The organism is Xanthomonas euvesicatoria (assembly GCF_013112235.1).
Taxonomy (GTDB): domain Bacteria; phylum Pseudomonadota; class Gammaproteobacteria; order Xanthomonadales; family Xanthomonadaceae; genus Xanthomonas; species Xanthomonas euvesicatoria.
Genome location: NZ_JABFFS010000001.1, coordinates 684,544 through 709,847, shown reverse-complemented (window position 1 = coordinate 709,847; position 25,304 = coordinate 684,544). Strand labels below are relative to the sequence as shown.

Genomic DNA, 25,304 nt, shown 5'->3' with positions numbered 1-25,304 from the left:
GAGGCGCTCGCATGATTGTCGTCGATACCCTGCATAAGTCGTTCAAGACCAAGACCGGTCTGGTGAAAGCCGTCGACGGGGTCAGCTTCAGCGCTGCCGACGGCCAGATCACCGGGCTGCTCGGCCCCAATGGCGCCGGCAAGACCACCACCTTGCGCATGCTCTACACGTTGATGACGCCCGACCAGGGCAGCGTCACGGTCGATGGCGTGGATGCCGCCCGCGACCCGGTGACGGTGCGCCGCGCACTCGGGGTGTTGCCGGACGCACGCGGCGTCTACAAGCGCCTGACCGCACGCGAGAACATCGCCTACTTCGGCCAGTTGCATGGCCTGTCGCGCAGCCAGATCGCACAGCGCACGCACCTGCTGGCCAGCGCGTTGGACATGGACGATATTCTCGACCGCCAGACCGAAGGCTTCAGCCAGGGCCAGCGCACCAAGACCGCGATTGCGCGCGCATTGGTGCACGATCCACGCAACGTGATCCTGGACGAGCCCACCAACGGACTGGACGTGATGACCACCCGCGCCATGCGCGGCTTCCTGCAACAACTGCGTGCGGAGGGGCGCTGCGTGATTTTTTCCAGCCACATCATGCAAGAGGTCGCCGCGCTGTGCGACCGCATCGTCATCATCGCCAAGGGCAAGGTGGTGGCGGCCGGCAGCGCCGACGAACTGCGCGCTGCCACCGGTGAACACAACCTGGAAGACGCCTTCGTCAAGGCGATCGGCTCGGACGAGGGACTGCACGCATGAGCACCACATCGTTGTTGTCCACGCTGTGGACCGTGCTGCGCAAGGAATTGCGGGACATCTCGCGCGACCGGCGCACCCTGGCATTGGCGTTGCTGTTGTCGCCGCTGCTGTACCCGATCCTGATCCTGGGCATGGGCGCGTTGAGCGAAAGCCGCGTGCGCACGCAGATCGACAAGCCGCTGGAGATCCCCACGCTCGGGCGCAGCAACGCACCGAATCTGGTGCGATTCCTGGCCGCGCAGGGGCTCAATGCCGTGGATGCGCCAGCCGATCTGACCGCGGCCATTCGCAACCAGGATGTGGATGTGGCACTGCGCATCAGCGACAGCTACGCCGAGGATTGGCGCGAAGGCCGGCCGGCGCTGGTGGAGATCATCAAGGACAGCACCCGCCGCGAGGCCGATGTGCCGAGCATGCGCCTGCAGGCCGCGCTCACCGGCTACAGCCAGCAGGTCGGCGCATTGCGGCTGCTGGCGCGCGGTATCGATGCGCAGGTGTCCAGGCCCCTGGAAGTGGCCGCGCAGGACCTGGCCACTGCCGAAGCCAAGCGCGGCCAGATGATGGCGATGCTGCTGCCGGTGTTGCTGGTGATCACCTCGTTTCTGGGCGGCGCCTCGTTGATTCTGGACGCCACCGCCGGCGAGCGCGAACGCCAGTCGCTGGAGCCCTTGCTGGCCACGCCGGCGCCGCGTAGCGCCATCGTCAGCGGCAAGATCGCTGCGGCCTGCGTGATCGGCATGGTGTCGCTGTTGCTCACCTTGCTGGCGTTCAAGCTGAGCGCGCAGCTGTCCACATCCAACCTGGGTCGCCAGCTCAATGTCGGCTTCGTGCCGATGCTGCAGATGCTCTTCATCCTGGTCCCGATGCTGTTTGTCGGCACTTCGCTGCTGACCTATCTGGCCGCCGCGGCCAAGAGCATGAAGGAAGCGCAGGCGCACATGACCTGGTTACTGCTGCTGCCAATGCTGCCGGGCTACGCCTTGATGGCCTATCCGCTGAAGACGCAGCTGTGGCATTTTGCGGTGCCGTTTCTGGCGCAGAACCAGATGCTGTTGAAGGTGATCCGCCACGAGACCATCAACCTGCAGACCTGGGCGGTGTATCTGCTGGCCGGCTTCGGTGTGGCGGCCTTGCTGTGGTATGCGGCAGTGCGCCGGTATCACCAGGAGCGGTTGGCGATTTCGGGCTGAGGGTATTGGGTGGCGGCTGTTTGCGGCAAGTCCCGGCGGCACCCTGCAACGCGCAACACCAGAGTTGCACCACCGCTACAACGCAAAAGCCCGCATCGCTGCGGGCTTTTGCATTTCCATGTCATCAACGACCCAGCGATCAATCGCCCGGATTGAACGACAGCGTACGCCGCGTGGTCACCGGTGCGGCCACCGGTTCGAAGCGCCAGCGCTTGACCGCGTTGAGGGCTTCGCGGTCGAACACGCGCGGCGGGTTGGCGCGCAGCACGCGCGAGGCGGTGATCGAGCCGTCGGTACCGACCGTGAGTTCCACCAGCACTTCGCCCGAGGTCCCCGAGCGCAGGGCTTCGGCGGGGTAGCGCGGTGCCGGGGTGCTGATCGGACGCAGCGACTGCGCGGCCGGTGCGGCTGCAGCGGCGGCTGCCGGCGCCGGACGCGGTGCCGCCGGTGTGGGTGCCGGCGCTTCGGCCTGACGCCGCGCAGCGGCCTGGCGCTCGGCCTCGGCGGTCTGCTGGCGGGCCGCTTCCTGCTGGGCGGCAATCTGCTGGGCAGCGGCGGCCTCGCGGCTCTGCTGCTCGGCCAGACGCTTCTGCTCGGCCGCCTGCTTGGCCTTGTCCTCGACCTGCTTCTTGGCCAGCTCGGCATCCTGCTCGGAGCGGTTGGCAGCAGTCTTCATGCCCGTTTCCAGGCCGCTTTTCAGGCGCGGCAATGCCGGTGCCTGCGGGTCGACCTTCTCGATCAACGCGATCAAACGCTGCGCTTCGGGAAATTCTTCGCGGCTGATGCCTTGTTCGGCGGCGATCAGGGTATAGGGAAGCAGATCGGTCAGTGCGCTGTTGACGGTGGCATCCTGCGGCTGCTTCTCGCGCAAGGCCAGGTAGTACTCCACCGCGTTGTCGCCGGCCGGGGCGTACATGCGGTTGTCCTGCAGCGCTTTGGTGGCCGATTCGCGCAATTGTTCGGCAGCCATCGACTGCACCTGCGGCGAGACCGCCGTGGCCGGCGTGGGTGCCGTTGCCGCCGGTGTGGCGCCGGTCGCCGGCGTGGTGGTGGCGGCCTTGTCTTCCTGCTTGGAGCAGGCGGCCAGGCCCACCAGCAAAATGACCGGCGCGATCCGGCGTGCCATACGGCCCTGTGTCAGATCCAACATGCGTCCCCCTTACCCCGAGTGCGAAAGATAACGTTGCTGCGGCGAGCGCCGGCCATTGTTCCCGCAATGGACGGCAATGCCGCAATCTAGCATTGCTGGGGCGGTCTAAGCCAAGGGTTGCGCTGCAGATCGCCGAAATTTATCCCGCCGGGGTCGCCATGACCGGCGGGGCCGGCACGCGAGCGGCCGGTTCGGGCAGCGGCGGGGCAGGGCAGTAGCGCTGCAGGAAGTCCGCGTGCGCAGGCAACCGCACCAGCGCCGCCTCCACCCGGGCGCGGATGGTCTCCAGAAAGCGGCCCAGTTCCGCATCGCCCATCAGGTCGGCCACCGGGTGGTGCTGTTGCGGCACCACGCCCTGGCCCAGCATCACCTGCACCCACGAGTTCTCGGCGAACAGCTCGTTGGCCTGATGGAAGACCCGCCCGCTCTGGCGGAACAACTCCACCCGGTGGCGCAGCGAATCGGGGATGTCCATGGCCGCGCAGTCGCGCCAGAACGGCGTGTCGCGGCGATCGGTGGCGTGGTAGTGCAGGATCACGAAATCCCGGATGTGGGTGATCTCCTGGGCCGCCTGACGGTTGTACTCGGCGATGTCGGCAGCGTTGATGATCTGCGGAAAGGTCTGCAGCAGGCGGATGATGCCGCGCTGGATCAGATGGATGTTGGTCGATTCCAGCGGCTCCAGGAATCCGCTTGCCAGGCCCAGCGCCACGCAGTTCTTCTCCCACACGCGGTGGCGCTGGTTGGGCGTGAAGCGCAGCGGCCGCGGTTCGGTCAGCGCGCGCCCGGTGAGGTTGCGTTCCAGCACCGCGCGGGCGCCATCCTGGTCCATGTAGCGGCTGGAATACACGAGGCCGTTCCCCACCCGGTGCTGCAGCGGAATGCGCCACATCCAGCCAGCCTGGTCGGCGCGCGAACGGGTGTAGGTCACCGGCGGACCCACCGATTCGGTCTGCACCGCCAGCGCGCTGTCGGCGAACAACCAGCGCGACCAATCGTCGCTGCCCACGCCCAGCGTCTTGCCGATCAGCAGGCCAGCAAAGCCGGTGCAATCCAGGAACAGGTCGCCTTCCACCCGCGTGCCGTCCTGCAGCGTCAGTGCGGTGAGAAAGCCGCTTTGCGCATCGGTCTCCACCTGGCCGATGCGGCCTTCGATGCGGGTGACGCCGAAGCCTTCGCTGAAGCGGCGCAGGAAGCGCGCGTACAGCCCGGCGTCCAGATGGTAGGCGTAATTCATGCCGCCATTGGGCAGGTGCGCGAAGCGGCCTTCCTGCGCCGCACGCAGTTCCAGGCAGTAGTCGCCGAAGTCGCGCGCCACTCCACGCTGGCACCCCTTCAACCAGAAATGCTGGAACCCGGCGCTCCAGTGGTCGGTTCCGGCATGCCCGAAGGAATGGATGTAATGCTGGTCCACATCGCGCCAGTGTTCGAAGGCGATGCCGAGCTTGATGGTGGCCTGGGTGGCGGCCATGAAGGCGGCTTCGTCGATTTCCAGCAAGCGGTGGAAGGTGACCAGGCTGGGGATGGTGGCTTCGCCCACCCCCACCGTGCCGATCTCGTCGGACTCCACCAGGGTGATCTGCAGGTGCCGGCCCAGCAGTTTCGACAGCGCTGCAGCCGCCATCCAGCCGGCCGTGCCGCCACCGGCGATGACGACGCGGCGTACCGGGCGCTGTTGCGGGTCCGAAGGCGTGGTGTCGGGCATGGTCAAATCCTCAGCGATTCAAGCGTTGCAGCAGCCGCGCACGCAGGCTGCGCGCGCTGGCGTCGTCCATCGGGGCCAGCACGCCGCGTGCGGCATCAGGCAGATGCGCGGCGGTGCTTTCGTCGGACTCGAAGACATAGTGGCGGAACACTTCCTGCCAGGTGGCGCGTTGTTCGGCCGGCAGGTCGCGGATGGTCAGCAGCGCCAGCATCAGCGCGTTCATCGGCGAATCCATGTAGGCCGGGCTCTGCCGCCACCAGAAATTCACCAACACGTTGAAGCTCTCCAGTGCCTCGACGTGATGCCACCACATGCTGGGAATGAACAGCGCATCGCCCGGCGCCAGCTCGGCGACCAGGGCGTGGTCCAGCGCCTGCGCATAGCGTGGAAAACGCTGCAGGTCCGGTGCGGCGATATCCACCAGGCTGACCGGCTGCCCGGCCGGGGTGAGATCCAGCGGGCCGATGTAGAGATTGGCCAGCTGATCGGGCGGGAACAGCGTAAAACGGCGGCGCCCGGCAACCACGCAGGCCAGGTTGTCGGGCAGGTCCTGATGGGCAGCGATCCGGGTGCGGTTGCCGATCCAGATGCTGACCAGCGGCTCGCCCTGTGGCAGCGCGATCGGGTTGTGCGCGCGCAAGCCGGGCAGGTAGGTGTCCAGCGTGGTGGAGCCGACGTAGATCGCCGGCGGCTGGGAGGCGTGCAGGTCGCGCAGCAAGGTGTCCAGCACCACGCCCAACGGCACGCGTTCGGGGCGGAAATTGAAGCCGCTCATGTCTGCGTTGTAGAAAAAGCGCCCACCGATCTCCGGTGGCCCAACCTGCGCCACCACCGCCTCGCCGCGGTCGAAACCACGCAGGTAGGCGGCAGCAGACTGCGCAGAACTGGCACCGGCGCGGGCCAGCGGCCAGTCGCGCACCAGCCCGCGCAGCACCAGCGGGCTGGTGGAGCGAAGGATGGCCGGGTCCAGCTGTTGCCGGTCCAGGCCGTGACGCTCTTGGATGGGGGGTGGCTCAGCCGGCATGACGGCGGTTCATGCGTTCGAGCAGATGGCGCAATTGCGCAATCGAGGCCACCGCCATGTACAGCGGTTCCAGATCGCCATGCCGGTGCAGTTCGAGCAGCGCCGCCTCATCGAGTGCGCGCAGGCGTTCTTCGTGCACGACATAGAGCCCGGCCAGGCGGCATTCCAGGCCGTTGTTCAAGGTGGCTTCGAACACGAAGGGTTCGAGCAGGTCGTAACGCAACGCACGTTCGACGAATGCCGTGCTGGCCGCCAGGCCATCGTGCAGCGTGCGCAGCACCTGGCTGATGTGGTCCAGAAATTCGGTGGTGCCGCCGTGTTCGCGAAACAGCAACTGGCCCTCGGTGGTGCTGACGCGTGGGCTGTCCAGGTCCACATGCACCATCGGCCCATCGGGCTGTTCGCCGATCAGGAACGGCTGGCGTTGAATCGCCAACGGAACATAGGGCGCATCCCAACGCGCGCCATCCAGGAACAGGTTCTCGCCCAGGCGTAATCCCAGCAATGCCAGCGGCTGGAAACTGCGCTCGCCGCTGCGATGGAACACGATGGGGTATTGCGCCTGCAACTGGCGAAATTCCTGCGGAAAGGTCGCAGCCGACATCACGTCATCGCCGTAGGCGGCGCCGTGCGCGGTGATCACCCGCAGATCGCGGTGATCGAGATTGTTCAACAACACGGCATTGGTCATGGGGATTGGCACTGCACGCGGGGGCGCGTGGCCCATGCTTCAACGAATCGCCATTGCACGGCAAGCCCCGGATGCCTTTACGTCCCCGGGCGGTGCAACGGCCGTGTACGTTTCCCGGCAGCCAGGCTGCCGGGAAACGTGTGGGTTGCTGTAGCGATGCAGTCAGTCCTGCATCGCCCAGCGGCATCACCAGAACTTGTAGCGCAGGCCCAGCATGTAGCGCGGGCCGGTCTGGGTGGCATAGATGATCTCGTTCTTCTGCCGGCCGTGCTGGCGCTGTATCTCGTTGGTGAGGTTGATCGCTTCCAGGCTCAGCGACAGGTTCTCGGTCCACTGGTAGCCGATGCTCAGATCCAGCTGGCCATAGGCTTCGGTGTAGACCGGGTTGGGCAGGCCGCTGCCGTCAAAACGCGCGGCCAGGAACTCGTCGCGCCAGTTGTAGGCCGCACGGACCTGCCATTGTCCCTTGTCGTAGAAACCGACCAGGTTGGCCGAATCGCTCAAGCCTTCCAGCGCGAACTGCTCGCCGATCACGTAGTTGTTGTAGGTCAACCCGGAGTCGACCTTGGTGTAGTTGGCCGACACGCCGAAGCCGCTCTGGCCGAACATGTGCTGCACGTTGAATTCCCAACCATCCAGCGAGGCCGAGCGCTGGTTGGCCGGCGCGGTGATGGAGAAGTTGGCGACCGGGTCGCCCGGCTGACCGCTGATCGTACCGGTGGCATTGCCATTGGTGTCGTCGGTTCCGCGGACCACGCCCGGCTGGCCGGCGAAGTTGCGGAAGATGTAGTTGCGGATGCAGGTCAGGTCGGCAGTGGCGCAGCCATTGGCGAGCGCCTGGTTCCAGTAGGCGCCGCCCACCGGGGTGTGCAGGCCGAGCGAGGTGTCGTTGCGGGTGGTGACGCCGACATAGTTGTCGATGTTCTTGCGGAAGAACCCCACCGAGGCGTAGCTCGCTTCGCCGTAATACCACTCCAGCGACAGGTCGATGTTGTGCGACAGCAATGGCTTCAGGCCCGGATTGCCTTCCTGGCCGGAGCCGCCTTCGATGCGGCCTATCTGGTTGAGCGTCTGCCCGCCCTGGATGTCGCCCCAGCCGGGCCGGCCGATGGTTTCGCCGTAGCTGCCGCGCAGCACCAGGTCTTCGCGCAGCTTGAAGCTCAGGTCCAGGCTGGGCAGCCAGTATTCGTACTTGCCGCTGCCACCGGAAAACGCCGAGTCGGCCAGCCGGATCGGCAGCTCGTTGTTGGCGACCCAGTCGATGCCCACGGCCACCGGCACCAGCGCGCGCGCTTCCACTTTGGTTTCTTCGTAACGCACACCGGCCGCCAGGCTGATCGGCACGCGCAGATCGTCCCAGCTATTGCCCCACTGCAGGTAGGCGTTCTTGGATTTTTCGGTGACGCGGCGGTCGGTGGTGAACACCGGCGAGATGCGGTACAGCGACTCGTCGCCAGCGGCTTGCGCAGCGGCCTGGCGCGCGCGCTCGAAATCGAACAGGAACAGCTGGTTGAACTGCGCCGGATTGCCGCTGCCGTCGATCGCATCGAAGTACTGCGCGAACGAGCTGGGAATCCACAGGTCGTCCGGATAATCGGCCGCAGTGCCGTTGCCGCCCCAGGTGTCGCGCTGCACGTTGGAAAACGCCGAGCGGTTCTTGACCTCGGTGCTGCCGATGCCGAACTTCAACTGCGAATAGTTTTCGAAGGTGAAATCGCCGTTGACCTGCGCCTGATCGATTTCCGACTTCATGTAGCTGTTGCGGAACGCCGAGCCGGTGACCAGCGTGCGCGACGGGTCCAGGCCGTTCAGCCCGAAGCCCAGCTGCTGCTGCAGCACCGGGAAATCCTTGCTGAAATCCACCACCGAGGTGCCGCGGTAGAAGCCGGACACGCCCAGCGAGTTGCTCGACCCGTACGGGCTGTCCGCGCCGGCTTCGGCGGTGGAGCGGTGGATGTCGAAGTTGAGCTTGAACTGATCGTTCACCGCCCAATCCACGTTGAAACCCAGCGACTTGTTCTGGTTACGCGTGGCCGCATTGGACCCGGCGGTGGCCAGATCGCTGGTGGGCGGATTGACGATTTCCGAATAGGTGATCGGACCGGCGACCGGTCCTTTGGTCCAGGAGCTGGCGGACGGCCCGTAGTTGAACCACACCGACATCTCGTTGCGCTGCTGCTGGATCTTGTTTTCCGAGTAGGTGTAATCCAGCGTGGTGGTGATGTTGTCCAGCGGCTTGTACTGCAGCACCAGCTGGCCGTTGGTGCGCTGGCGTTCGACGCCGACCACGCGGTAGTTGAGGTTCTGCGGCACCGAATAGATATCGTTCGGACCGGGGCGGTTGACGATGTTTTCCGAACCCGGTGCGCCCGGCTGCGGAATGGTGCCGTAGGCGGTGGAATCGCCGCGGAATGCGCGCCAGCCATTGGGGACGCCGACCTGGCTGTAGCCGAAGTCGCGTTCCTGGTAGCTGCCGCTCAGCGACACGCCGAAGCGTCCGTCGGCCGAGGTGTTGCTGAAGATGCCGGAGATTTCCGGCGTCAGCGAATCGCCCTGCAAGCGGCCGGGCAGGTTCTCGTTGGAAGAGTCGTGCACACCCTTGAGGCCCACGTTGGCATGCATGCCGGGATTATCCAGCGGCCGGGCAGTCTTGATGTTGATGGTCGCGCCGATACCGCCGGTGGGCGTGCTGGCACGGCTGGTCTTGAACACCTCGATGCCGGAGATCGACTCGGACGCCAGGTTGGCGAAGTCGAACGCACGCGAGTTGGAGGCATTGGATTCTTCGATGCTGGCGCCCGGCATCTGGCGGCCGTTCAACAGCACCAGGTTGAAGTCCGGGCCGACGCCGCGCACGGTGACGCGCGAGCCTTCGCCCAGCGAGCGGTCGATCGACACACCGCTGATGCGCTGCAACGACTCGGCCAGGTTGGTATCGGGGAATTTGCCGATGTCCTCGGCCACGATGCCGTCGACGATGCCTTGCGCATCGCGTTTGACGTTCATCGACGAGGTAAGGCTGCCGCGAATACCGCTGACCTGGACGGTATCGAGGGTGGCGGGGTCGGCCTGACTGGAACCCGGGACAGTGGATGCCGATTGCGGCGCCGGCGCGGTCTGCGCGGCCAGCGGAGTCGACAAGGCGAACAGCAGGGCAGACGTCAAGCGCCGCGTGCGCGGCAGGGTGCGAGTCTCTCTCACGGTGATTGCTTCCCCAAACAGAAGATAAGGCCGGCCCCACGGGGGCAGGCAAAGGTCGACGGAACAATCGAGCATTTGTTAGTGCAGCCTTAACAAAGTCAATTTGCACTGCAGCATCGGCCGCGACCCTGTCGCGTCACACATCGTTCCACCGAGCCAGGTGTGTCATGCCGCCATAGGCAAACGCTTGGTCTTACCATCGCGCTTGGATGGCAACCTCTCTCAAGATGCGATGGCACTGAGGTAGCGGGCACACGCCTTGGATGCGCACCTGGCAAGCGGATTCGTCAGGTGCGAGTGCGTTGCCGGCCCGACGCCTGCACGCCAGGCAGCCGCCCTTGAGTCAGGCCTGCCGCAACGACCACCTTTGACTGGAGCGCACGATGATCGATCTGTACTACTGGCCCACGCCCAACGGGCACAAAGTCACGCTGTTTCTGGAAGAGGCGGGGCTGCAGTACACCCTCAAGCCGGTCAACATCGGCAAGGGCGAGCAATTCGAACCGGCATTCCTGCAGATTTCGCCCAACAACAAGATGCCGGCCATTGTCGACCATGCACCGGCCGATGGCGGCGGTGCGCAGAGCGTGTTCGAGTCCGGCGCGATCCTGCTGTATCTGGCCGAGAAGACCGGCCGCTTCCTGCCGCGCGATGCCCGCGGCCGGATCGCTGCACTGGAATGGCTGTTCTGGCAGATGGGCGGGCTGGGCCCGATGAGCGGCCAGATGGGTCACTTCAACGTCTACGCACCGGAAAAGATTGCTTATGCGATCGAGCGCTACAACGCCGAGGTGCGTCGCCTGCATGGCGTGCTCGACAAGCGCCTGGCCGACCACGCCTTCCTGGCGGGCAACGACTACGGCATCGCCGACATGGCCAGCTATCCGTGGATCGAAGTGTATGGCGACCTCAAGCCGGACTATTCGGCCTTCCCGCATCTGAAACGCTGGCACGACGCCATCGCCGCCCGCCCCGCCACCCAGCGCGCCTACGCGCTCAAGGAGCAGGTCAATCCCAATGCGGGCCAGCCGCTCAGCGATGAAGAGCGCAAGCACCTGTTCGGCAAGCGTTGAAGCAACGTCTTAGGCGCGGATGCGTAACAGTACACGCGCATCAAACGCGCGCGGCACATCAACGGGGCGGCATGCGCCCCTCTCCCACGGGAGAGGGGTTGGGATGAGGGTACGGCATCGCCGGAGACTGACAGCGACCCCAATTGCGCTCCCTCGCCATACGTAGCGGCGCGTTAGTCCCCATCGTCCACAGACATCTTGCGATGCATGCGCATCCCCGGCCCCATCAATCCCAACGCGCGCACGCCTGAGCGGCCAACGCCAGGATCGCCGCGCTTCTCAAATCCACAACGCCGCCGCATCCTGTGCGCAGTCGTCAGACAGGATCATCGATGCGCGCCCTGTTCGTAGCCCTTGCCCTCATGCTCAGCACCGTTCCCATGGCCCATGCCGAAAAACTCACCCTGGAGGCCATCACCGGCCCATTGCCGCTTGCCGGTCCCACGTTGATGAAGCCCAAGGTGGCACCGGATGGCTCGCGCGTGACCTTCCTGCGCGGCAAGGACAATGATCGCAATCAGCTGGATCTGTGGGAATACGACATCGCCAGCGGCCAGACGCGCCTGCTGGTCGATTCCAAGGTCGTGCTGCCCGGCACCGAGGTCTTGAGCGATGTCGAAAAAGCCCGCCGTGAACGCCAGCGCATCGCCGCGTTCACCGGCATCGTCGATTACCAATGGGCACCGGATGCGCACGCGCTGCTGTTCCCGCTCGGTGGCGAGTTGTATCTGTACGACCTGCGCAAGACCGGCGCGGCCGCGGTACGCAAGCTCACCCACGGCGAAGGCTTCGCCACCGACGCCAAGCTCTCGCCCAAGGGCGGCTTCGTCAGCTTCGTGCGCGAGCGCAACGTGTGGGTCATCGAGTTGGCCAACGGCAACGCGCTGCAGCTCACCCACGATGGTAGCGAGACCATCGGCAATGGCGTGGCCGAATTCGTCGCCGACGAAGAAATGGATCGTCACACCGGCTATTGGTGGGCGCCGGACGACTCGGCGATCGCCTTTGCGCGCATCGACGAATCGCAAGTGCCGGTGCAAAAGCGCCCGGAAGTGTATGCCGACCATACCGAAGTGATCAGCCAGCGCTATCCGCAGGCCGGCCAGCCGAATGTAGCGGTGCAGCTAGGTGTGATCGCGCCGCGCGCCAAGGCCACCCCGCGCTGGATCGACCTGGGCAAGAACCCGGACATCTATCTGGCGCGCGTGGATTGGCGCGATGCACAGCGGCTGACCTTCCAGCGGCAGTCGCGCGACCAGAAAACCCTTGAGCTGATCGAAACCACGCTGGCCAGCGGCGTGCAGCGCACGCTCGTCACCGAAACCTCGCCCACCTGGGTGCCGCTCAGCAACGACCTGCGGTTTCTCAAGGACGGCCGCTTTCTCTGGAACTCCGAACGCAGCGGCTACGAGCATTTGTATCTTGCATCCGAAGACGGCCGCACGTTGACGCCACTGACTTCCGGCAACTGGGTGGTCGATGCCCTGCTCGCCGTCGACGAGCAGGCCGGCAACGTGTATTTCGCCGCCAGCAAGGACGGGCCCACACAAACGCATATTTACGCCGTCCCCCTGGCCGGTGGCGCGATCGAAAAGCGTTCCGTCACCAACGGCACGCACGCAGCCAGTTTTGCAAATAACGCCAGCGTGTACGTCGATACCTGGTCCAACACCACCACGCCGCCGCAGATCGAGTTGTTCCGCGCCAGTGGCGAAAAGATCGCCACGCTGCTGAAGAACGATCTGAGCGATCCGCAGCATCCGTACGCCAATTACCGCGATGCGCAGCGCCCGATCGCATTCGGCACGCTCACCGCTGCCGATGGCAAGACACCGCTGCATTACCGGCTGACCAAGCCCGACAAGTTCGACCCGGCCAAGCGCTACCCGGTCATCGTTTACGTGTATGGCGGCCCGGCGGCGCAGACCGTGCTCGATGCCTGGCCCAGCCGCGGCGATGCCTTGTTCGACCAATACCTGGCCCAGCGCGGGTACGTGGTGTTTTCGCTGGACAACCGTGGCACGCCGCGGCGCGGGCGCGCGTTCGGTGGCGCGCTGTACGGCAGGCAGGGCACGGTGGAAGTGGACGACCAGTTGCAAGGCGTGGCCTGGCTCAAGCAACAGCCGTGGGTGGATGCCAAGCGCATCGGCGTGCAGGGCTGGTCCAACGGCGGCTACATGACCTTGATGCTGCTGGCCAAGCACAGCGACGCCTATGCCTGCGGCGTAGCCGGCGCACCGGTCACAGATTGGGGCCTGTACGACACCCATTACACCGAGCGCTATATGGATCTGCCGGCTCGCAACGCCGCAGGCTACCGCGAGGCACGCATCGCCACGCATCTGGATGGCCTGCGCGCCAAGCTGCTGCTGATCCACGGCATGGCCGACGACAATGTGTTGTTCACCAATTCCACCGCGCTGATGAGCGCGCTGCAGCAACGCGGCACCCCATTCGAATTGATGACGTATCCCGGTGCGAAGCATGGGATGTCGGGTGCCACGGCGCTGCATCGTTACAAGACTGCCGAAGCGTTTATCAAACGCTGCTTGGGGCCAGTCGGGGGCCCGACGTCTGTTGAATAGCTCTGTTCGAGACTGACGAAAGCTACGAAAAATAGAGAGTGGCGACTACTCCTTGGTCAGAGATTCAAGCTTTCTTCTCATTAAGGAGTAGACGGCTCAATGCATAGTATTGAAGCCGGGCGACCCTTGGATAAAGCAGGGCTCGCGTCTCGCTGCAGAATTGCGCGTAGAGAGGTGCAGCGCTCGCAAGAAACTCCGCGCTTGCTGCACTTCAAACCAAGCGGTATCCGGAAGGCGCCGTTTAATGGTCAAACGGAACTTTTTCAGGCCGTTGCTTTCCTTTCCACTGGCCCTGCTTCTTCGCCTGAGGACAAATACTCATGTACTGGCCCACTGCTTTGACAGCGGTCTGTGTCCAGACGTTGAAGCAGACATTGCCAACACAACATGGGCCGGTACTTGTTGGCCATGGGCAGTAGCCTGGAACAGCGACCCAGGTTCCGGAGATCGGATCAATCGGAGTCCAGTTTTTGTCCTCGTCTTTGCACCCCTGGGTACAAAAAACAAAGGGGTCATTGCTGCGGCATGCCAGCTCCTGATAAACACTTTGTCCCGCTGCGCTAGCCGCCTGAGTGAACAGAAGAACTGCAAACATCCCTATCCAGCGTTTCATGACAATTCCTTGAGTGCCGATTCTTGAAGTGTACGTTCTATCTATGGTAAGTCAAAGTCGGTATGCGTGCAGCTGGCCTCGGAGGGGGGCAGTCTTCTGTTTTCCCGCTCAATGTCTGAATCGCTTCGCCTGTCTGCTTGCATCGATTCTTTAGTGTGCGGTGAGAAGATGGACTGTGGCAGCAGGCACGATGACCTTCGGCAGGTTGTCGACGCCGCGCGCTCCGCGTACGGTCGCGCATCGCCCTGTTGGAATCTTCTCGATGAAGCCTCTTGTGATTGCCGTCGCTCTGGCGCTCGGCACCTGTTTGCCGCTGCAGGCCCAGACCAGCCAAAGCACCGCCAAGGTACCCGCCAGCCCGGCCTGGGTGCAGACCAGCAACGGCTATGCGCAGATCCTGCTCAATGCGCAGGCGCCGTTCCAGCCCGAATACGCCAGCTTCTTCGGTGTGCCCGGCTACGACGATCAGGTCGTCGACCTCGGCCCGGACAACGCCGCGCGCTATCGCGATGCCATGCGCAAGGCGCGCGCCACGCTGCAAACGAAGTTGACCACCGAGCGCGATGCCAACGTGCGCCAGGACCTGCAGATCATGATCGGCGCGGCCGAGCAGAACATCGAAGGCAGCGAGCTCAACGAACGGTATCTGTTGCCCTGGAGCGATGCTCCCGAGGCGGTTTTCAGTGGTCTCAACGGTCTACTCTCCGACCAGACCGTGCCCGAGCGCCGCGCCAAGGCGCTGGATCGCCTCAAGCGTTACGTCGGCCTGTTACCGGGAAGCACGCCCACCACCACGCTGGCGCGCCAGCGCTACGAGGAAAAACTGAGCAACAAGGCCCTGCTGCAGCCCACCCAGCGCGAAGTAGAGCAGGCGCTGGCCAATGTGGACACCTACGTCGCCGGTATTGGCGAGCTGTTCGCCAAGTACAAGATCGCCGGCGCCGACGAGGCGCTCAAGGCCATGTCCACGCAACTGAAGGACTACGCCGCGTGGACCCGCGCCACCGTGCTACCCAAGGCGCGCAAGGACACCCGCCTGCCCGAGCCGCTTTACGCTTTCCAGCTCAAGCAGGTCGGGATCGATATCGCGCCGCAGCAGCTGATCCAGCGCGCGCAACTGGAGTTCATGGAGACCCGTTCGGCCATGCGCCAACTGGCGCCGCTGGTGGCCAAGGCCAAGGGCGTGCAGGGCGGCGATTATGTGCAGGTGATCCGCGCCCTCAAGGGCAACAAGATCGCCGACGACCAGTTGGAAACCCACTACCGCGGCGTGATCGATCAGATCGACCCGATCATCCGCCAGCAGCGCATCGTCGATGTGCCTAACCGCCCGATGCAGATGCGCCTGGGCAGCGCCGCCGAAAGCGCCGCGCAACCGGCCCCGCACTTCCTGCCGGCCCCGTTGATCGGCAATACCGGCCAGCAGGGCCAGTTCGTGTTGCCGCTGGGCAACCCGACCGCCGATGGCGCCAAGAAAGAGCAATACGACGACTTCAACTTCGGCTCGGCCGCCTGGACGCTCAGCGCCCACGAAGGCCGCCCCGGCCACGAACTGCAGTTCACCGCCATGGTCGAACGCGGCGTCTCGCTGGCGCGCAGTATGTTCGCCTTCAACTCGGTCAACGTCGAAGGCTGGGCGCTGTATGCCGAAGCAGAAATGGTGCCGTACGAACCGCTCGACGGCCAGCTGATCGCCCTGCAGTTACGCCTGCTGCGCGCCGCCCGCGCCATGCTCGACCCGATGCTCAACCTGGGCCTGATCGACCGCGAACGCGCGCGCCAGGTACTGGAAGACGACGTCGGCCTCTCGCCGGCCATGACCCGCCAGGAACTGGACCGCTACACCGTCCGCGCCCCCGGCCAGGCTGGCAGCTACTTCTACGGCTACACCCGCATCCTCGAACTGCGCATGCGCACCGAACTGGCTCTGGGCAAAAAGTTCGACCGCCTGGCCTTCAACAACTTCCTGCTCGACCAGGGCCTGCTGCCACCGGATCAGCTGGCCAAGGCGGTGGAGACGCAGTTCATTCCGGCGCAACAGGCCAAGCGCTGACCAGCTCCGTGGAGTTCAAAAAAACAGGGCGCGATAAAAGGCCGCAAACAGCCTTCCGTCGCGCCCTGGCGCAGTGATGCGGGTGATTCTTTGCGGGCTTTACCGCGTCGCTGGGGAGACGTCCGGTGCAGGACGCTGCTGTGCCCCCGCCGGCACCCAGATCGCCACTCCGGCCGCGCGCTTTTGGGTGGTGGGGATGCCGATCCCCAAGCCGCCGCCGACGCGGCCGCCGTAGCTGCCACCGCCCACCGACAGGCCGCCGCCGGAGCGTTCGGAGCCTACGCCGACGATGACCACGCCGTTGGCGCCGAGCTTTGCGGCTTCGCGCTTGAGGCGTTGCACGGCAGCGTCGGTCTGGCCCTGGGTGCCGAAGCCGGCGGCGCTGGTCGATTCGAGCTGGGCGATTTCCACCGAGCCGACCGGGGCGTTGGAATACACCTGCACCTGCGCCGGGTCGATCGGCGCGCGCGCCTGGCCCAGCATCACCTTGGAGCTACTGGCGCAACCGGCCAGCAAGGCGGCGGTCGCCGCGGCGATGGCGACGTTCCTGATCAGCGATTGCTTGTGCATGGTGGACCCCCCTTGGGTGATGAAAGCTGGGTAATGAAATCCGCGTAGTGGCAGCGATGATCCGGCGCCTGGACTGAATCGCGCCGCACTTTGGCGCACCCTAGCCATGCCGGTGTGAGGCTGCCGCCAAACCGCCATTGGTCATGATGACCACCCGCCCACGGCGTGAGGACGGCCGCGCCGGTAAGCTCGTGCTTTCTTCAAGACGAGGTGGCACGTGGGACTGATCAGCCTGTTGTGGGGCATCGTGGCGCTGCTCTGGATGGTGTTGGCCTTCATTCCGCTGCTGGGTTGGGGCAACTGGTTCCTGATTCCGTTCGCGGCGGTGGGCGCGCTGATCGCCGCCATCGCGCTGTTGTTCACCTCGGCAGGCAACCGTGGCCGTGCCAAGACCGGCTTGGTGCTCAACGGCCTGGTGATCGTGGTCGGGGTGATGCGCCTGACCCTGGGCGGCGGCATTATCTAACGGGCTCTCGACAAGGCGGCGATGCGCACCTGCGTGTGCATGTGTCGGGTGCGCGCGTGTCCGGCAGGGTCTGCATCGCCAGACGTCGGCGCCTTGCTCGACCTGTGGCTGAGAGAAAGCGAGCAAGAACCCGCGTGCCGTTGCAGCGCTGCGACACTGCGTCGCAGCGCGTTCTGCGCATCATGGCGGGCGTAAACTGATGCGCTGTCTACAGGAGCCTTGTCATGGCCCACCCGCACTATCGCCCCCGCCGCATGCGCCACGATGGGTTTTCGCGTCGGTTGATGCGCGAGAACACGCTGACCACCGATGACCTGATCTGGCCAGTGTTCGTACACGAACTGCCTGGCCGCGCGCCGATCGCGTCGATGCCCGGCGTGGAACGCCTGTCGCTGGACGAGCTGCTGCGCGAGGCGGAAAACGCGCTGGAACTGGGCATCCCGGTGATCGACCTGTTCCCGGTGATCGACCCGGCCGGCAAGAGCCTGGACGCGGCCGAAGCCTGGAACCCGGACGGCCTGGCGCAGCGCGCGGTGCGGGCGTTGAAGTCGCGCTTCCCGGAGCTGGGCGTCATGACCGACGTGGCGCTGGACCCGTACACCACCCACGGCCAGGACGGCATCATCGACGCGAAGGGTTATGTGCTCAACGAGATCACGGTCGAGGCCTTGGTCAAGCAATCGTTGTCGCATGCGCAGGCGGGCGTGGACATCATTTCGCCTTCGGACATGATGGATGGCCGCATCGGTGCGATCCGCCGCGCGCTCGATGCCGACGATCATCTCAACGTGCGGATCATGGCGTATTCGGCCAAGTACGCCTCGGCGTTCTACGGCCCCTTCCGCGATGCGGTAGGCAGCGCCGGCAATCTGGGCAAGGCCGACAAGACCACCTACCAGATGGACCCGGCCAACGGCGATGAAGCCTTGCGCGAGATCGCCCTGGATCTGGAAGAAGGCGCGGACATGGTGATGGTCAAGCCGGGCATGCCGTATCTGGATGTAGTGCGCCGGGTGAAGGATCAATTCCGCGTGCCGACCTTTGCGTACCAGGTCAGCGGCGAGTACGCGATGCTCAAGGCGGCGTCAGCCAATGGCTGGCTGGACGAGCGCAAGTGCGTGCTCGAAGCATTGATGGCCTTCAAGCGTGCCGGCGCCGATGGCGTGTTGACCTATTTCGCCCCGCAAGTGGCGCGTTGGTTGCGCGAAACGCGCTGAGCGCGAGCACGGTGCGACGGCGCTGCCACTCAGTTACGCAAGAGTGAGGGCCGCTCGCGTCGGCCAGGCAGTCGCCTGCGTGCAGTGGGGTCTGGAGCGGGCGGTCTGGTTCGATGGGCGTCGTTAGCCTGACAGATGCGCCAGCGCCCGCTGGATCGCGGGGAGTCGACGTGCCGCCTGCATCAGATGCAAGACGGCACGTCGCTCCCATGCACTAGCGTTCAAACCTTTTGATGGTATGGCTTGCGTACGCCGCAACAGGACCGGCGCGCTACGCTTGAAATTTCCGGGTCAGCCGCGCAACGCGCCTGGCGACGGCGCAGTGCCGAGCCAGCAACTGATAGTGGTGCAAATCCCGAATCCCAAATCCCGTCTCAGGGCAGCACCAACGCGATCGCCTGCGACTTCACGCTGGCGCTGAGCGAGGGGAACGGGTCGACGTTGGTCATCACGACCAGGTCGTCGATCGACACCACGTCGCAGTTGATGCTGCTGTCGTTGACGCACAGATACGCGCCCGCGCCCACGCCCGGTTCGTAGATGGCCTTCCACACATACGTCGGGACGGCGACGTTGTCGGTGCCGATCGTCGTTGCAGTGCCGCTGTCGAACGCCGGGCCGGTCACCACGTACAACTCGCCGTGCTGCTTGGCCAGCTGACGCACCTGCTCTTCGATGTGCGCCCACTCGCCGGTGTTGAGCTTGTGGTCCTGCGGGACGACATTGGCCATGGAAAATGTTTCTTTTTCCGAACTTTCGGTCGATGCATCGCCGGCCGGCGTCATGTGCCCGCGGTCGTAGCCGGTATTGGTGTAGTCGGAACTTTTCGAGCGATCAGCGGCGGGGATGCCGGTTTCGTCGTGGAAGGAGCCGACCCGGCCGATCGCCTCGGCGCCGGCAACCTGTTGGTCGGTGAGGTGCTCGGCCGAATACACCGGGTCCTTGGTCACGCCCGAGGCCAGCAACACGTATTCGGTGTGGCAGACCTCGGTGGCGCGGGTCGTGCTGCTGCCCACGCTCGGCGGGGTGCCATTCGCGTAGAGGCTGGGACAACGGGTGGCGGCCATCGCCACGGAGGTCGTGCACAACACTGCCAGGGCCACACAACCGCGCAGGAGGAAGGACATTGCAGAGCTCGCTTGCCAAGGGAAGTGAGGAAGGTGGCAAGGCGCGATGTCCAAACGATGACCGCGCCATGTGCGGCAGATGACGGCGCGGCAGCACGCGTCAGACCAGACAGACCGCTGCCGGGCGCGGCGTGCAGCGAGCCATAGAACGCCGTCGGCATCGATGCAGATCGGATGCGAGACTCATTCTCATCTACAATGGGCGGCCGTCCTGTTTCGTGTCCAGGTCTTGATCAAGACGCTCCTGTTCCAGCTGCATTGGCTGCTCGGCATCACTGCCGGGCTGGTGCTGTCGGTAATGGGGTTGACCGGCGCGGCGATGTCGTTCGAAAACGAGATCGTGCGCATGGCCAATCCGGCCATTGCGCAACTGGCGCAACGGCATGCGGCGGGCGAGCAGCCCTTGCCGGTGGATGTGTTGCTGCAACGGCTCGATCTGGCGCCAGCCGGTGCCGGGCAGAAACAGACGGTGACGCGCCTGTTGATCGATCCCACTGGTGCGCGCCCGTCTGCCGCGCGCCTCTCCGGCAAGGGCGCGGGCCGGGTGTATTTCGACCCCTATACGGGTGAGCGGGTCGCGCCGCCGCGGCTGAGCACTGCGTTTGCCTTCATCGAAGACCTGCACCGCAATCTGACGGCCGGCAAACGCGGGCAGGCGGTCACCGGTGCGAGCGCCTTCATCTTGCTGTTCTTCTGCGCATCGGGGCTGTATCTGCGCTGGCCGCGACGGTGGTGGAGCCCGCGCACCTGGTGGGTGGTGGAATGGCGGCGGCAGGGGCGCAGTTTTTTGTGGAGCCTGCACGCGGTGTTCGGCACCTGGTGCTTGCTGGTGTATTTTCTGGTCGCGCTGACCGGGCTGACCTGGTCCTACCCCTGGTATCGCGATGGCATGATGGCCTTGCTTGGCGGCCTGCCTGCGATACGCGGCGACAAAGGCGATAACCGCCCGGCCACCGTCGATCTTGCACGCGTGCAGCGCACGCTCGATGGCATTCCCGCCACGCGCAGCGCCGCCCTGGATCTGCGCATTCCCGCGCGCGCCGGGCAGCCGTTGAATGTGCGGTTCTTGCCCGACCATCCCGCTCACGATCGCGCCTACAACAGTCTTGATATCGCGCCGGACAGCGGAGCACTGCTGCAGCGCCTGGACTACGCGCTGCTGCCGCGCGGGCAGCAATTGGCGGCGAGCATGTTCCCGCTGCATTCGGGCAGTTTCTTCGGGTTGCCCGGGCGCATCGTGGTGATGCTCGCCAGCCTGGGCATGTCGGTGTTCTTCGTCACCGGCTGGATGCTGTATCTGGATCGGCGCCGCAAAAAACGCGAACTGCGCGCTGCGCGCAAGGTGTTGCAAGACGCAGCACCGGCCTCGCAAGCGGCGCCGTGGTTGATTGCGTTTGCCAGCCAGAGCGGTTTTGCCGAGCGCCTGGCGTGGCAGGCCGCCGGGCATCTGCAGGCCGCCGGCTTGCCGGTGCAGGTGTGCTCGCTGGCGCAGCTGGATGCGCAGGCGCTACAACGCACCGGGCATGCGCTGTTTGTGATCAGCACGTTTGGCGATGGCGAGCCACCGGATGCGGCACGCGGTTTCGAGCGTGGGCTGCTGCGGCAACGCCTGCAATTGCCGCACCTGACCTACGCGGTGCTGGCGCTGGGAGACCGCCAATATGCGCAGTTCTGCGGGTTCTCGCGGCGTGTCGAACAGTGGCTGGATGCGCAAGGTGCACGCGCGCTGTTTCCTGCGGTGGAACTGGATAACGTCGACCCGCAGGCGCTGGCGCAATGGCATGCGCAGCTGGGCCAGATCGCCGGTGCACCCATGCGCGTGGCGCCGCTGGCACGGCCCAAATTGACCGAATGGACCCTTTCCTCGCGCATGCATCTGAATCCGGGCAGCGAGGGGGCGCCGATCTGGCGCGTCGATCTGCAGCCGCCTGCCGATGCGCAGTGGCAGGCCGGCGACATCCTCGAAGTGCAGCCTGCGCATGCCCAAGCACAAGTGCGCGCCTGTCTGGCGGCATGGGGCCTGGCGCCGGACGCACTGGTGCACGTGGATGCGCAGCTGCTGCCATTGCAGCAGGCTGCCGCCGAGCGCGTCCTGCCCGAGCCGCCCGCAACGCCGCTTGCCCATCGCCCTGATCCGCAGACCTGGCTGGATGCATGTGCCTGGCTGCCCACACGCGATTATTCGCTCGCCAGCGTACCGGCTGACGGCACCGCGATGGTGGTGGTGCGGCTGACGACGCGTGCCGATGGCAGTCCCGGTCTGGGTTCGGGGTGGTTGATCTGCCATGCGGCGATCGGCACGCCGGTGCGCGCACGGTTGCGCACCAATCCCGGGTTTCATCGGCTCGAAACGATGCCGATGGTCTTGATCGGTAACGGCACCGGCATTGCGGGCCTGCGCGCGCTGCTACGCGAGGCCGAGTTGGCCGGCGTACATGGGCACTGGTTGTTGTTCGGCGAACGGCATGCGGCGCACGACCGCCTGTTCGCCGACGAGCTGCAGGCCTGGCAGGCGAGTGGGCATCTGCAGCAGCTGGAGTGGGTGTTCTCGCGCGATCAACCACAAAAGCGCTACGTGCAACATCACTTGCGCGACGCCGGCGACACGCTGCGACACTGGATCGACCGCGGCGCGGTCATTTACGTCTGCGGCAGTCTGGACAGCATGGCGCGCGAGGTCGATGCAACCTTGCGAGAACTGCTCGGCGACACGCGATTGGAATCGCTGACCGCGGCCGGCCGTTATCGACGCGATGTGTATTGAGCGCGGCGATGACGGCGCCAGCCCCGCCTTACATCGGCTAGCAGAACCTGGCCAGTGAGCATTGTGCGGGTGCGCAGAGCAGAGAGCCGCAGACCACCGTGGACGACGGATACGCGCCCACTCCGAGTGGCGAGCGTTCTACGTTTGCATGGCATTTGTGCAGCGTTGTGTCGGCTGACGACCTGTTGGACCCATCAACAACGCCTCGCCGGTCGAGCGTGCGCTGTCCTCGTCGCGCGCGGGACACGCCATGAACCCATTCCTGTGGTTTAACGGCGGCAGCTATGCCGCCAACGGTCCAGCAAGCGGCGCAGGCACAACGCCAGTCAGTTCGCGGGCTGTTTATCGAAGAATGAGCACGTCGCGTCGCACGGTTTGCTTGTCCCCGCATTGGAAGTGATCAGCAGCTCTGCGGCGAATGCCCAGGCAACATGGTCTCGATCGGACCGATGCACCCATCCAACTCAACGGCAACTCGCATCGCCGTCGGCTGCCGGTGCCTTCATCCGGTAGATGTCCAACTGCCCTGCGCGCGGCGCACGGGCGCTGCCGGTCACCAGCAATTCGCCCGGCTTGGCGGTATCCACGACCGCGCCGAAAGTGCGCTCCTGCGGCCCGTTGAACGACAGTGGCAGCGGCAAGCCCTGGGCAAAACGACCGTCCTTGCAGATGGCCAGCAGCAACTGGCTGGGGCCATCGGTCTTCCCCCGGGCCCAGACCAATGCGCGCCCGTTGCCGAGCCAGGCTGCGTCCAGCTCGTCGGCTGCGCTATTGATGTCGACCAGGGCCACCGGCGTGGTGAACGCCTGCCCATCCCAGCGCGCGACGAACAGATCCATGCCGCCAGCACCGCCATGACCGTCGCTGGCGAACAGCAGGCGTGTGCCGTCCAGCGACAACGTCGGTGCGCGCTCGTTGCCGGCGCTGTTGATCGCCGCGCCCAGCGATTGCACCGGGCCCACGGCGCCTTGCGTATCCACCGGTGCACGGTACAGGTCGCTGCCGCCCGCGCCGCCGGGCCGGGTGGAGGCGAACAGCAGCCAGCGGCCGTCGGCACTGAACAATGGGGTGGTCTCGTCCTGCGCGGTATTGATCGGCAGCAGCTGCGCGTCCTGCCAACGCCCGCCGCGCAGCTGCGCCTGCCACAGATCCCAGCCGCCGGTGCCACCGGCTCGGTCGCTGGCCCAAACGATGCGCTGCCCGTCCGGGCTGAGCGTGGCGCGCGCCTCGTTGGCCGGCGTGGAGACCACACCCATGCCCTCGATGCCGAATTCAGCAAGCCCCGAAGCAGACGGGACGCAGAGTAAACTTGCCGCCAGCGTGAGCAGCGTCCATCGATAGTGCATGCGGTGTTCCTGCCTCAAGAGCGGCTCCAAGTCGCGCACAGTCTAGTCAACCAGAGAGCGTTTCATGCCCGTATCCCGTTATGCCGTGTTCGGTCACCCCGTCGCCCATTCGCTGTCGCCGGCCATCCACACCGAGTTCGGGAAGCAGACCGGCATTGCGCTGGAGTACACCGCCATCGACGCGCCGCTGGAGGATTTCAGCGCCGCGCTGCAACGCTTCGCCGATGAGGGCGGCAAGGGCGCCAACGTCACCCTGCCGTTGAAGGAAGCCGCCTATGCGCTGGCCAGCAGCCTGAGCGATCGCGCGCGGTTGGCCGGGGCGGTGAACACGTTGGTGCGCAACGACGGCCAGTGGCAGGGCGACAACACCGACGGCGCCGGCCTGGTGCGCGATCTCACCGAACGCCAGGGCCTGGATCTGCGTGGCCGCCGCGTGCTGCTGCTGGGCGCCGGTGGCGCTGCACGCGGTGTGGCGCCGGCGCTGCTGGAGGCGGGCATCACCGCAATGGTGGTGGTGAACCGCTCGCCCGAGCGCGCCGATGCCTTGTGCGATGCGCTGGGCGAGCCGGCGCGGGTGACCTCGCGTTACATCGAAGACCTGCGCGAGCTGGGCGACTTCGAACTGATCGTCAATGCCACTGCCGCCGGTCGCGACCGCGATGCCGGTGCGTTCGCATTGCCACTGGGTCTGGTCAACAGCCTGACGGCCGCGGTCGATCTGAATTACGGCGACACCGCCATTGCGTTTCTGGCCTGGGCGCGCGCGGCGCAATGCCGGTACGCCATCGATGGACTGGGCATGCTGGTGGAACAGGCTGCCGAGAGCTTCGCGCTGTGGCATGGCGTGCGCCCGGACACCGACCCGGTCTATGCCGCGCTGCGCGCGCGCGAGACCGTGCTGGTCAGTGCCGACTGACGTGGGCAGCGCCGATGCCACCGCGATCCTGCTGACCCTGGTCACTAGCCTGCTGTCGCGCGTGCCGATGCTGATTGCGGTGCTGCTCGGGCTGGCTCTGTTGTGGCGCGTACCGCATAGCCCGCTGCGGCGCGCGGGGCTGGCCGCGCTCTGGCTGCTGCTGGGCTGCCTGTTCGCCGAGGTCGCCGTCCAGGCGATTCCGATGGTGTTGCTGCAGCAAGGCAACGTGCGCCAGATCAGCGTGGTGGTCGGCATCGCCCACTTCGTGCTGATGGCCATGCAGGCCGTCGGCATCGGCGTACTGGTGTGGACGCTGGCGGCCAGCCTGCAGCGTTTGCCGGCTGGCACTGGTCCGCGCCCGTGATCCCGCTCAAAGCCATCTTGCTGGTGATCGTTGGATTGGTCTGTGCCGGGCAGGGCGTGTGGACGCTGCTGCATCCGCAGGCGCTGGCGGCGGTCAATCGCGGCGGCCTGCTGTACGAACGTTTCGGGCCCAATGGCGTCGGCGCCGGCATGCTGTTGATGGGCGTGGCCATGGCGGCCATCGGCCTGGTGTGGGCGCGCCATGCGTGGCCGGCACGCCGGCAGCGGAACTGAGCGCGCACCGATCCTGCCGACGCGTTAAAGACAGCGGCGTTTCGTGCATCGGCATTCACTGCGCCGCCTTCCGGGTCGCGCCGGCGGCGAGTGCCTGCAGGCGGCCGGTGCTGGCAGGCCACGATCGGAGAATCGAACCATGCCCTCGGCCGCGTAGCAGTCGCACCAGCGTGGGAGTGGCCGGGTGGCCGCCGCAGGCAGGCAACCTGTTCAGCCCTGCGGCGCGCCGGTCGCAGTCACTGCGCCGGTCCGTGCGAA

At 65.6% G+C, this 25,304-nt stretch carries 20 protein-coding genes; 11 read left to right on the top strand and 9 right to left on the bottom strand.

The annotated features are described in order from the left end of the window. The first annotated feature begins 11 nt into the window (after positions 1 to 11). Together HLH45_RS03105 and HLH45_RS03100 are read left to right on the top strand one after the other, a co-directional pair. Complete coding sequence (locus tag HLH45_RS03105) at positions 12 to 758, top strand: ABC transporter ATP-binding protein (protein ID WP_008571231.1); 747 nt, start codon at positions 12 to 14, stop codon at positions 756 to 758. Then, positions 755 to 1,948 (top strand): ABC transporter permease, encoded by a 1,194-nt coding sequence (locus HLH45_RS03100; RefSeq protein ID WP_008571232.1) that lies wholly within the window; start codon positions 755 to 757, stop codon positions 1,946 to 1,948. Before HLH45_RS03105 ends, HLH45_RS03100 begins: the two co-directional genes overlap by 4 nt. Positions 1,949 to 2,087: 139 nt before the next feature. Here the strand turns inward: HLH45_RS03100 and HLH45_RS03095 are convergent, their stop codons facing one another. From HLH45_RS03095 to HLH45_RS03075, 5 genes are all read right to left on the bottom strand, one after another. Further along, positions 2,088 to 3,098, bottom strand: coding sequence for an energy transducer TonB (locus HLH45_RS03095; RefSeq protein ID WP_046932079.1), 1,011 nt, complete (start codon positions 3,096 to 3,098; stop codon positions 2,088 to 2,090). Positions 3,099 to 3,237: 139 nt separating this feature from the next. Beyond that, positions 3,238 to 4,803, bottom strand: a complete 1,566-nt coding sequence (locus tag HLH45_RS03090; RefSeq protein ID WP_033479117.1) for a tryptophan halogenase family protein — start codon at positions 4,801 to 4,803, stop codon at positions 3,238 to 3,240. A 10-nt stretch (positions 4,804 to 4,813) separates the two neighbouring features. After that, complete coding sequence (locus HLH45_RS03085) at positions 4,814 to 5,827, bottom strand: cupin-like domain-containing protein (protein ID WP_008576491.1); 1,014 nt, start codon at positions 5,825 to 5,827, stop codon at positions 4,814 to 4,816. Then, complete coding sequence (locus tag HLH45_RS03080) at positions 5,817 to 6,518, bottom strand: SapC family protein (protein ID WP_008576490.1); 702 nt, start codon at positions 6,516 to 6,518, stop codon at positions 5,817 to 5,819. Before HLH45_RS03080 ends, HLH45_RS03085 begins: the two co-directional genes overlap by 11 nt. A 186-nt stretch (positions 6,519 to 6,704) precedes the next feature. Then, on the bottom strand, positions 6,705 to 9,719 hold the full coding sequence (locus HLH45_RS03075) for a TonB-dependent receptor (protein WP_011348939.1): 3,015 nt from the start codon (positions 9,717 to 9,719) through the stop codon (positions 6,705 to 6,707). 383 nt (positions 9,720 to 10,102) lie between these two features. Between HLH45_RS03075 and HLH45_RS03070 the strand changes: the two genes are divergently transcribed. Continuing rightward, positions 10,103 to 10,792: a glutathione binding-like protein gene (locus HLH45_RS03070; RefSeq protein WP_008576488.1), complete on the top strand. Its 690-nt coding sequence runs from the start codon at positions 10,103 to 10,105 to the stop codon at positions 10,790 to 10,792. A gap of 332 nt (positions 10,793 to 11,124) precedes the next feature. Further along, positions 11,125 to 13,377, top strand: coding sequence for a dipeptidyl aminopeptidase 4 (locus HLH45_RS03065; protein ID WP_033479115.1), 2,253 nt, complete (start codon positions 11,125 to 11,127; stop codon positions 13,375 to 13,377). 241 nt (positions 13,378 to 13,618) lie between these two features. Here HLH45_RS03065 and HLH45_RS03060 read toward each other — a convergent pair whose 3' ends face one another. Beyond that, on the bottom strand, positions 13,619 to 13,990 hold the full coding sequence (locus tag HLH45_RS03060; RefSeq protein ID WP_074053315.1) for a hypothetical protein: 372 nt from the start codon (positions 13,988 to 13,990) through the stop codon (positions 13,619 to 13,621). A gap of 262 nt (positions 13,991 to 14,252) precedes the next feature. Between HLH45_RS03060 and HLH45_RS03055 the strand changes: the two genes are divergently transcribed. Beyond that, positions 14,253 to 16,043, top strand: coding sequence for a DUF885 domain-containing protein (locus HLH45_RS03055; RefSeq protein WP_033479113.1), 1,791 nt, complete (start codon positions 14,253 to 14,255; stop codon positions 16,041 to 16,043). A gap of 99 nt (positions 16,044 to 16,142) precedes the next feature. Here HLH45_RS03055 and HLH45_RS03050 read toward each other — a convergent pair whose 3' ends face one another. Further along, complete coding sequence (locus HLH45_RS03050) at positions 16,143 to 16,613, bottom strand: hypothetical protein (protein WP_008576484.1); 471 nt, start codon at positions 16,611 to 16,613, stop codon at positions 16,143 to 16,145. A 223-nt stretch (positions 16,614 to 16,836) separates the two neighbouring features. Between HLH45_RS03050 and HLH45_RS03045 the strand changes: the two genes are divergently transcribed. Both HLH45_RS03045 and hemB read left to right on the top strand, forming a co-directional pair. Further along, positions 16,837 to 17,079 carry a hypothetical protein gene (locus tag HLH45_RS03045; protein ID WP_017156266.1) on the top strand — a complete coding sequence of 81 codons (243 nt, stop codon included), beginning with the start codon at positions 16,837 to 16,839 and terminating at the stop codon, positions 17,077 to 17,079. Positions 17,080 to 17,303: 224 nt separating this feature from the next. Next, positions 17,304 to 18,296 (top strand): porphobilinogen synthase, encoded by a 993-nt coding sequence (gene hemB / locus HLH45_RS03040; protein WP_031424711.1) that lies wholly within the window; start codon positions 17,304 to 17,306, stop codon positions 18,294 to 18,296. Positions 18,297 to 18,670: 374 nt separating this feature from the next. Here hemB and HLH45_RS03035 read toward each other — a convergent pair whose 3' ends face one another. After that, positions 18,671 to 19,423, bottom strand: a complete 753-nt coding sequence (locus HLH45_RS03035) for a DNA/RNA non-specific endonuclease (protein ID WP_008576478.1) — start codon at positions 19,421 to 19,423, stop codon at positions 18,671 to 18,673. A 229-nt stretch (positions 19,424 to 19,652) separates the two neighbouring features. Between HLH45_RS03035 and HLH45_RS03030 the strand changes: the two genes are divergently transcribed. Then, positions 19,653 to 22,187: a PepSY domain-containing protein gene (locus HLH45_RS03030; protein ID WP_008576476.1), complete on the top strand. Its 2,535-nt coding sequence runs from the start codon at positions 19,653 to 19,655 to the stop codon at positions 22,185 to 22,187. A 464-nt stretch (positions 22,188 to 22,651) separates the two neighbouring features. On the opposite strand, the gene HLH45_RS03025 is transcribed toward HLH45_RS03030, so the two are convergent. After that, positions 22,652 to 23,533 carry a TolB family protein gene (locus tag HLH45_RS03025; protein ID WP_033479111.1) on the bottom strand — a complete coding sequence of 294 codons (882 nt, stop codon included), beginning with the start codon at positions 23,531 to 23,533 and terminating at the stop codon, positions 22,652 to 22,654. A gap of 64 nt (positions 23,534 to 23,597) precedes the next feature. Here HLH45_RS03025 and aroE point away from each other — a divergent pair, with 64 nt between their 5' ends. Genes aroE through HLH45_RS03010 form a run of 3 tightly spaced genes read left to right on the top strand, consistent with a single transcriptional unit; the run spans position 23,598 to position 25,046 of the window. Continuing rightward, positions 23,598 to 24,449: a shikimate dehydrogenase gene (gene aroE / locus HLH45_RS03020; RefSeq protein WP_008576472.1), complete on the top strand. Its 852-nt coding sequence runs from the start codon at positions 23,598 to 23,600 to the stop codon at positions 24,447 to 24,449. Beyond that, positions 24,439 to 24,813, top strand: a complete 375-nt coding sequence (locus tag HLH45_RS03015; protein ID WP_014091345.1) for a hypothetical protein — start codon at positions 24,439 to 24,441, stop codon at positions 24,811 to 24,813. Before aroE ends, HLH45_RS03015 begins: the two co-directional genes overlap by 11 nt. Then, a complete protein-coding gene (locus tag HLH45_RS03010; RefSeq protein WP_008576468.1) occupies positions 24,810 to 25,046 on the top strand; it encodes a hypothetical protein in 237 nt (78 codons plus the stop codon). Before HLH45_RS03015 ends, HLH45_RS03010 begins: the two co-directional genes overlap by 4 nt. Positions 25,047 to 25,304: the final 258 nt, after the last annotated feature.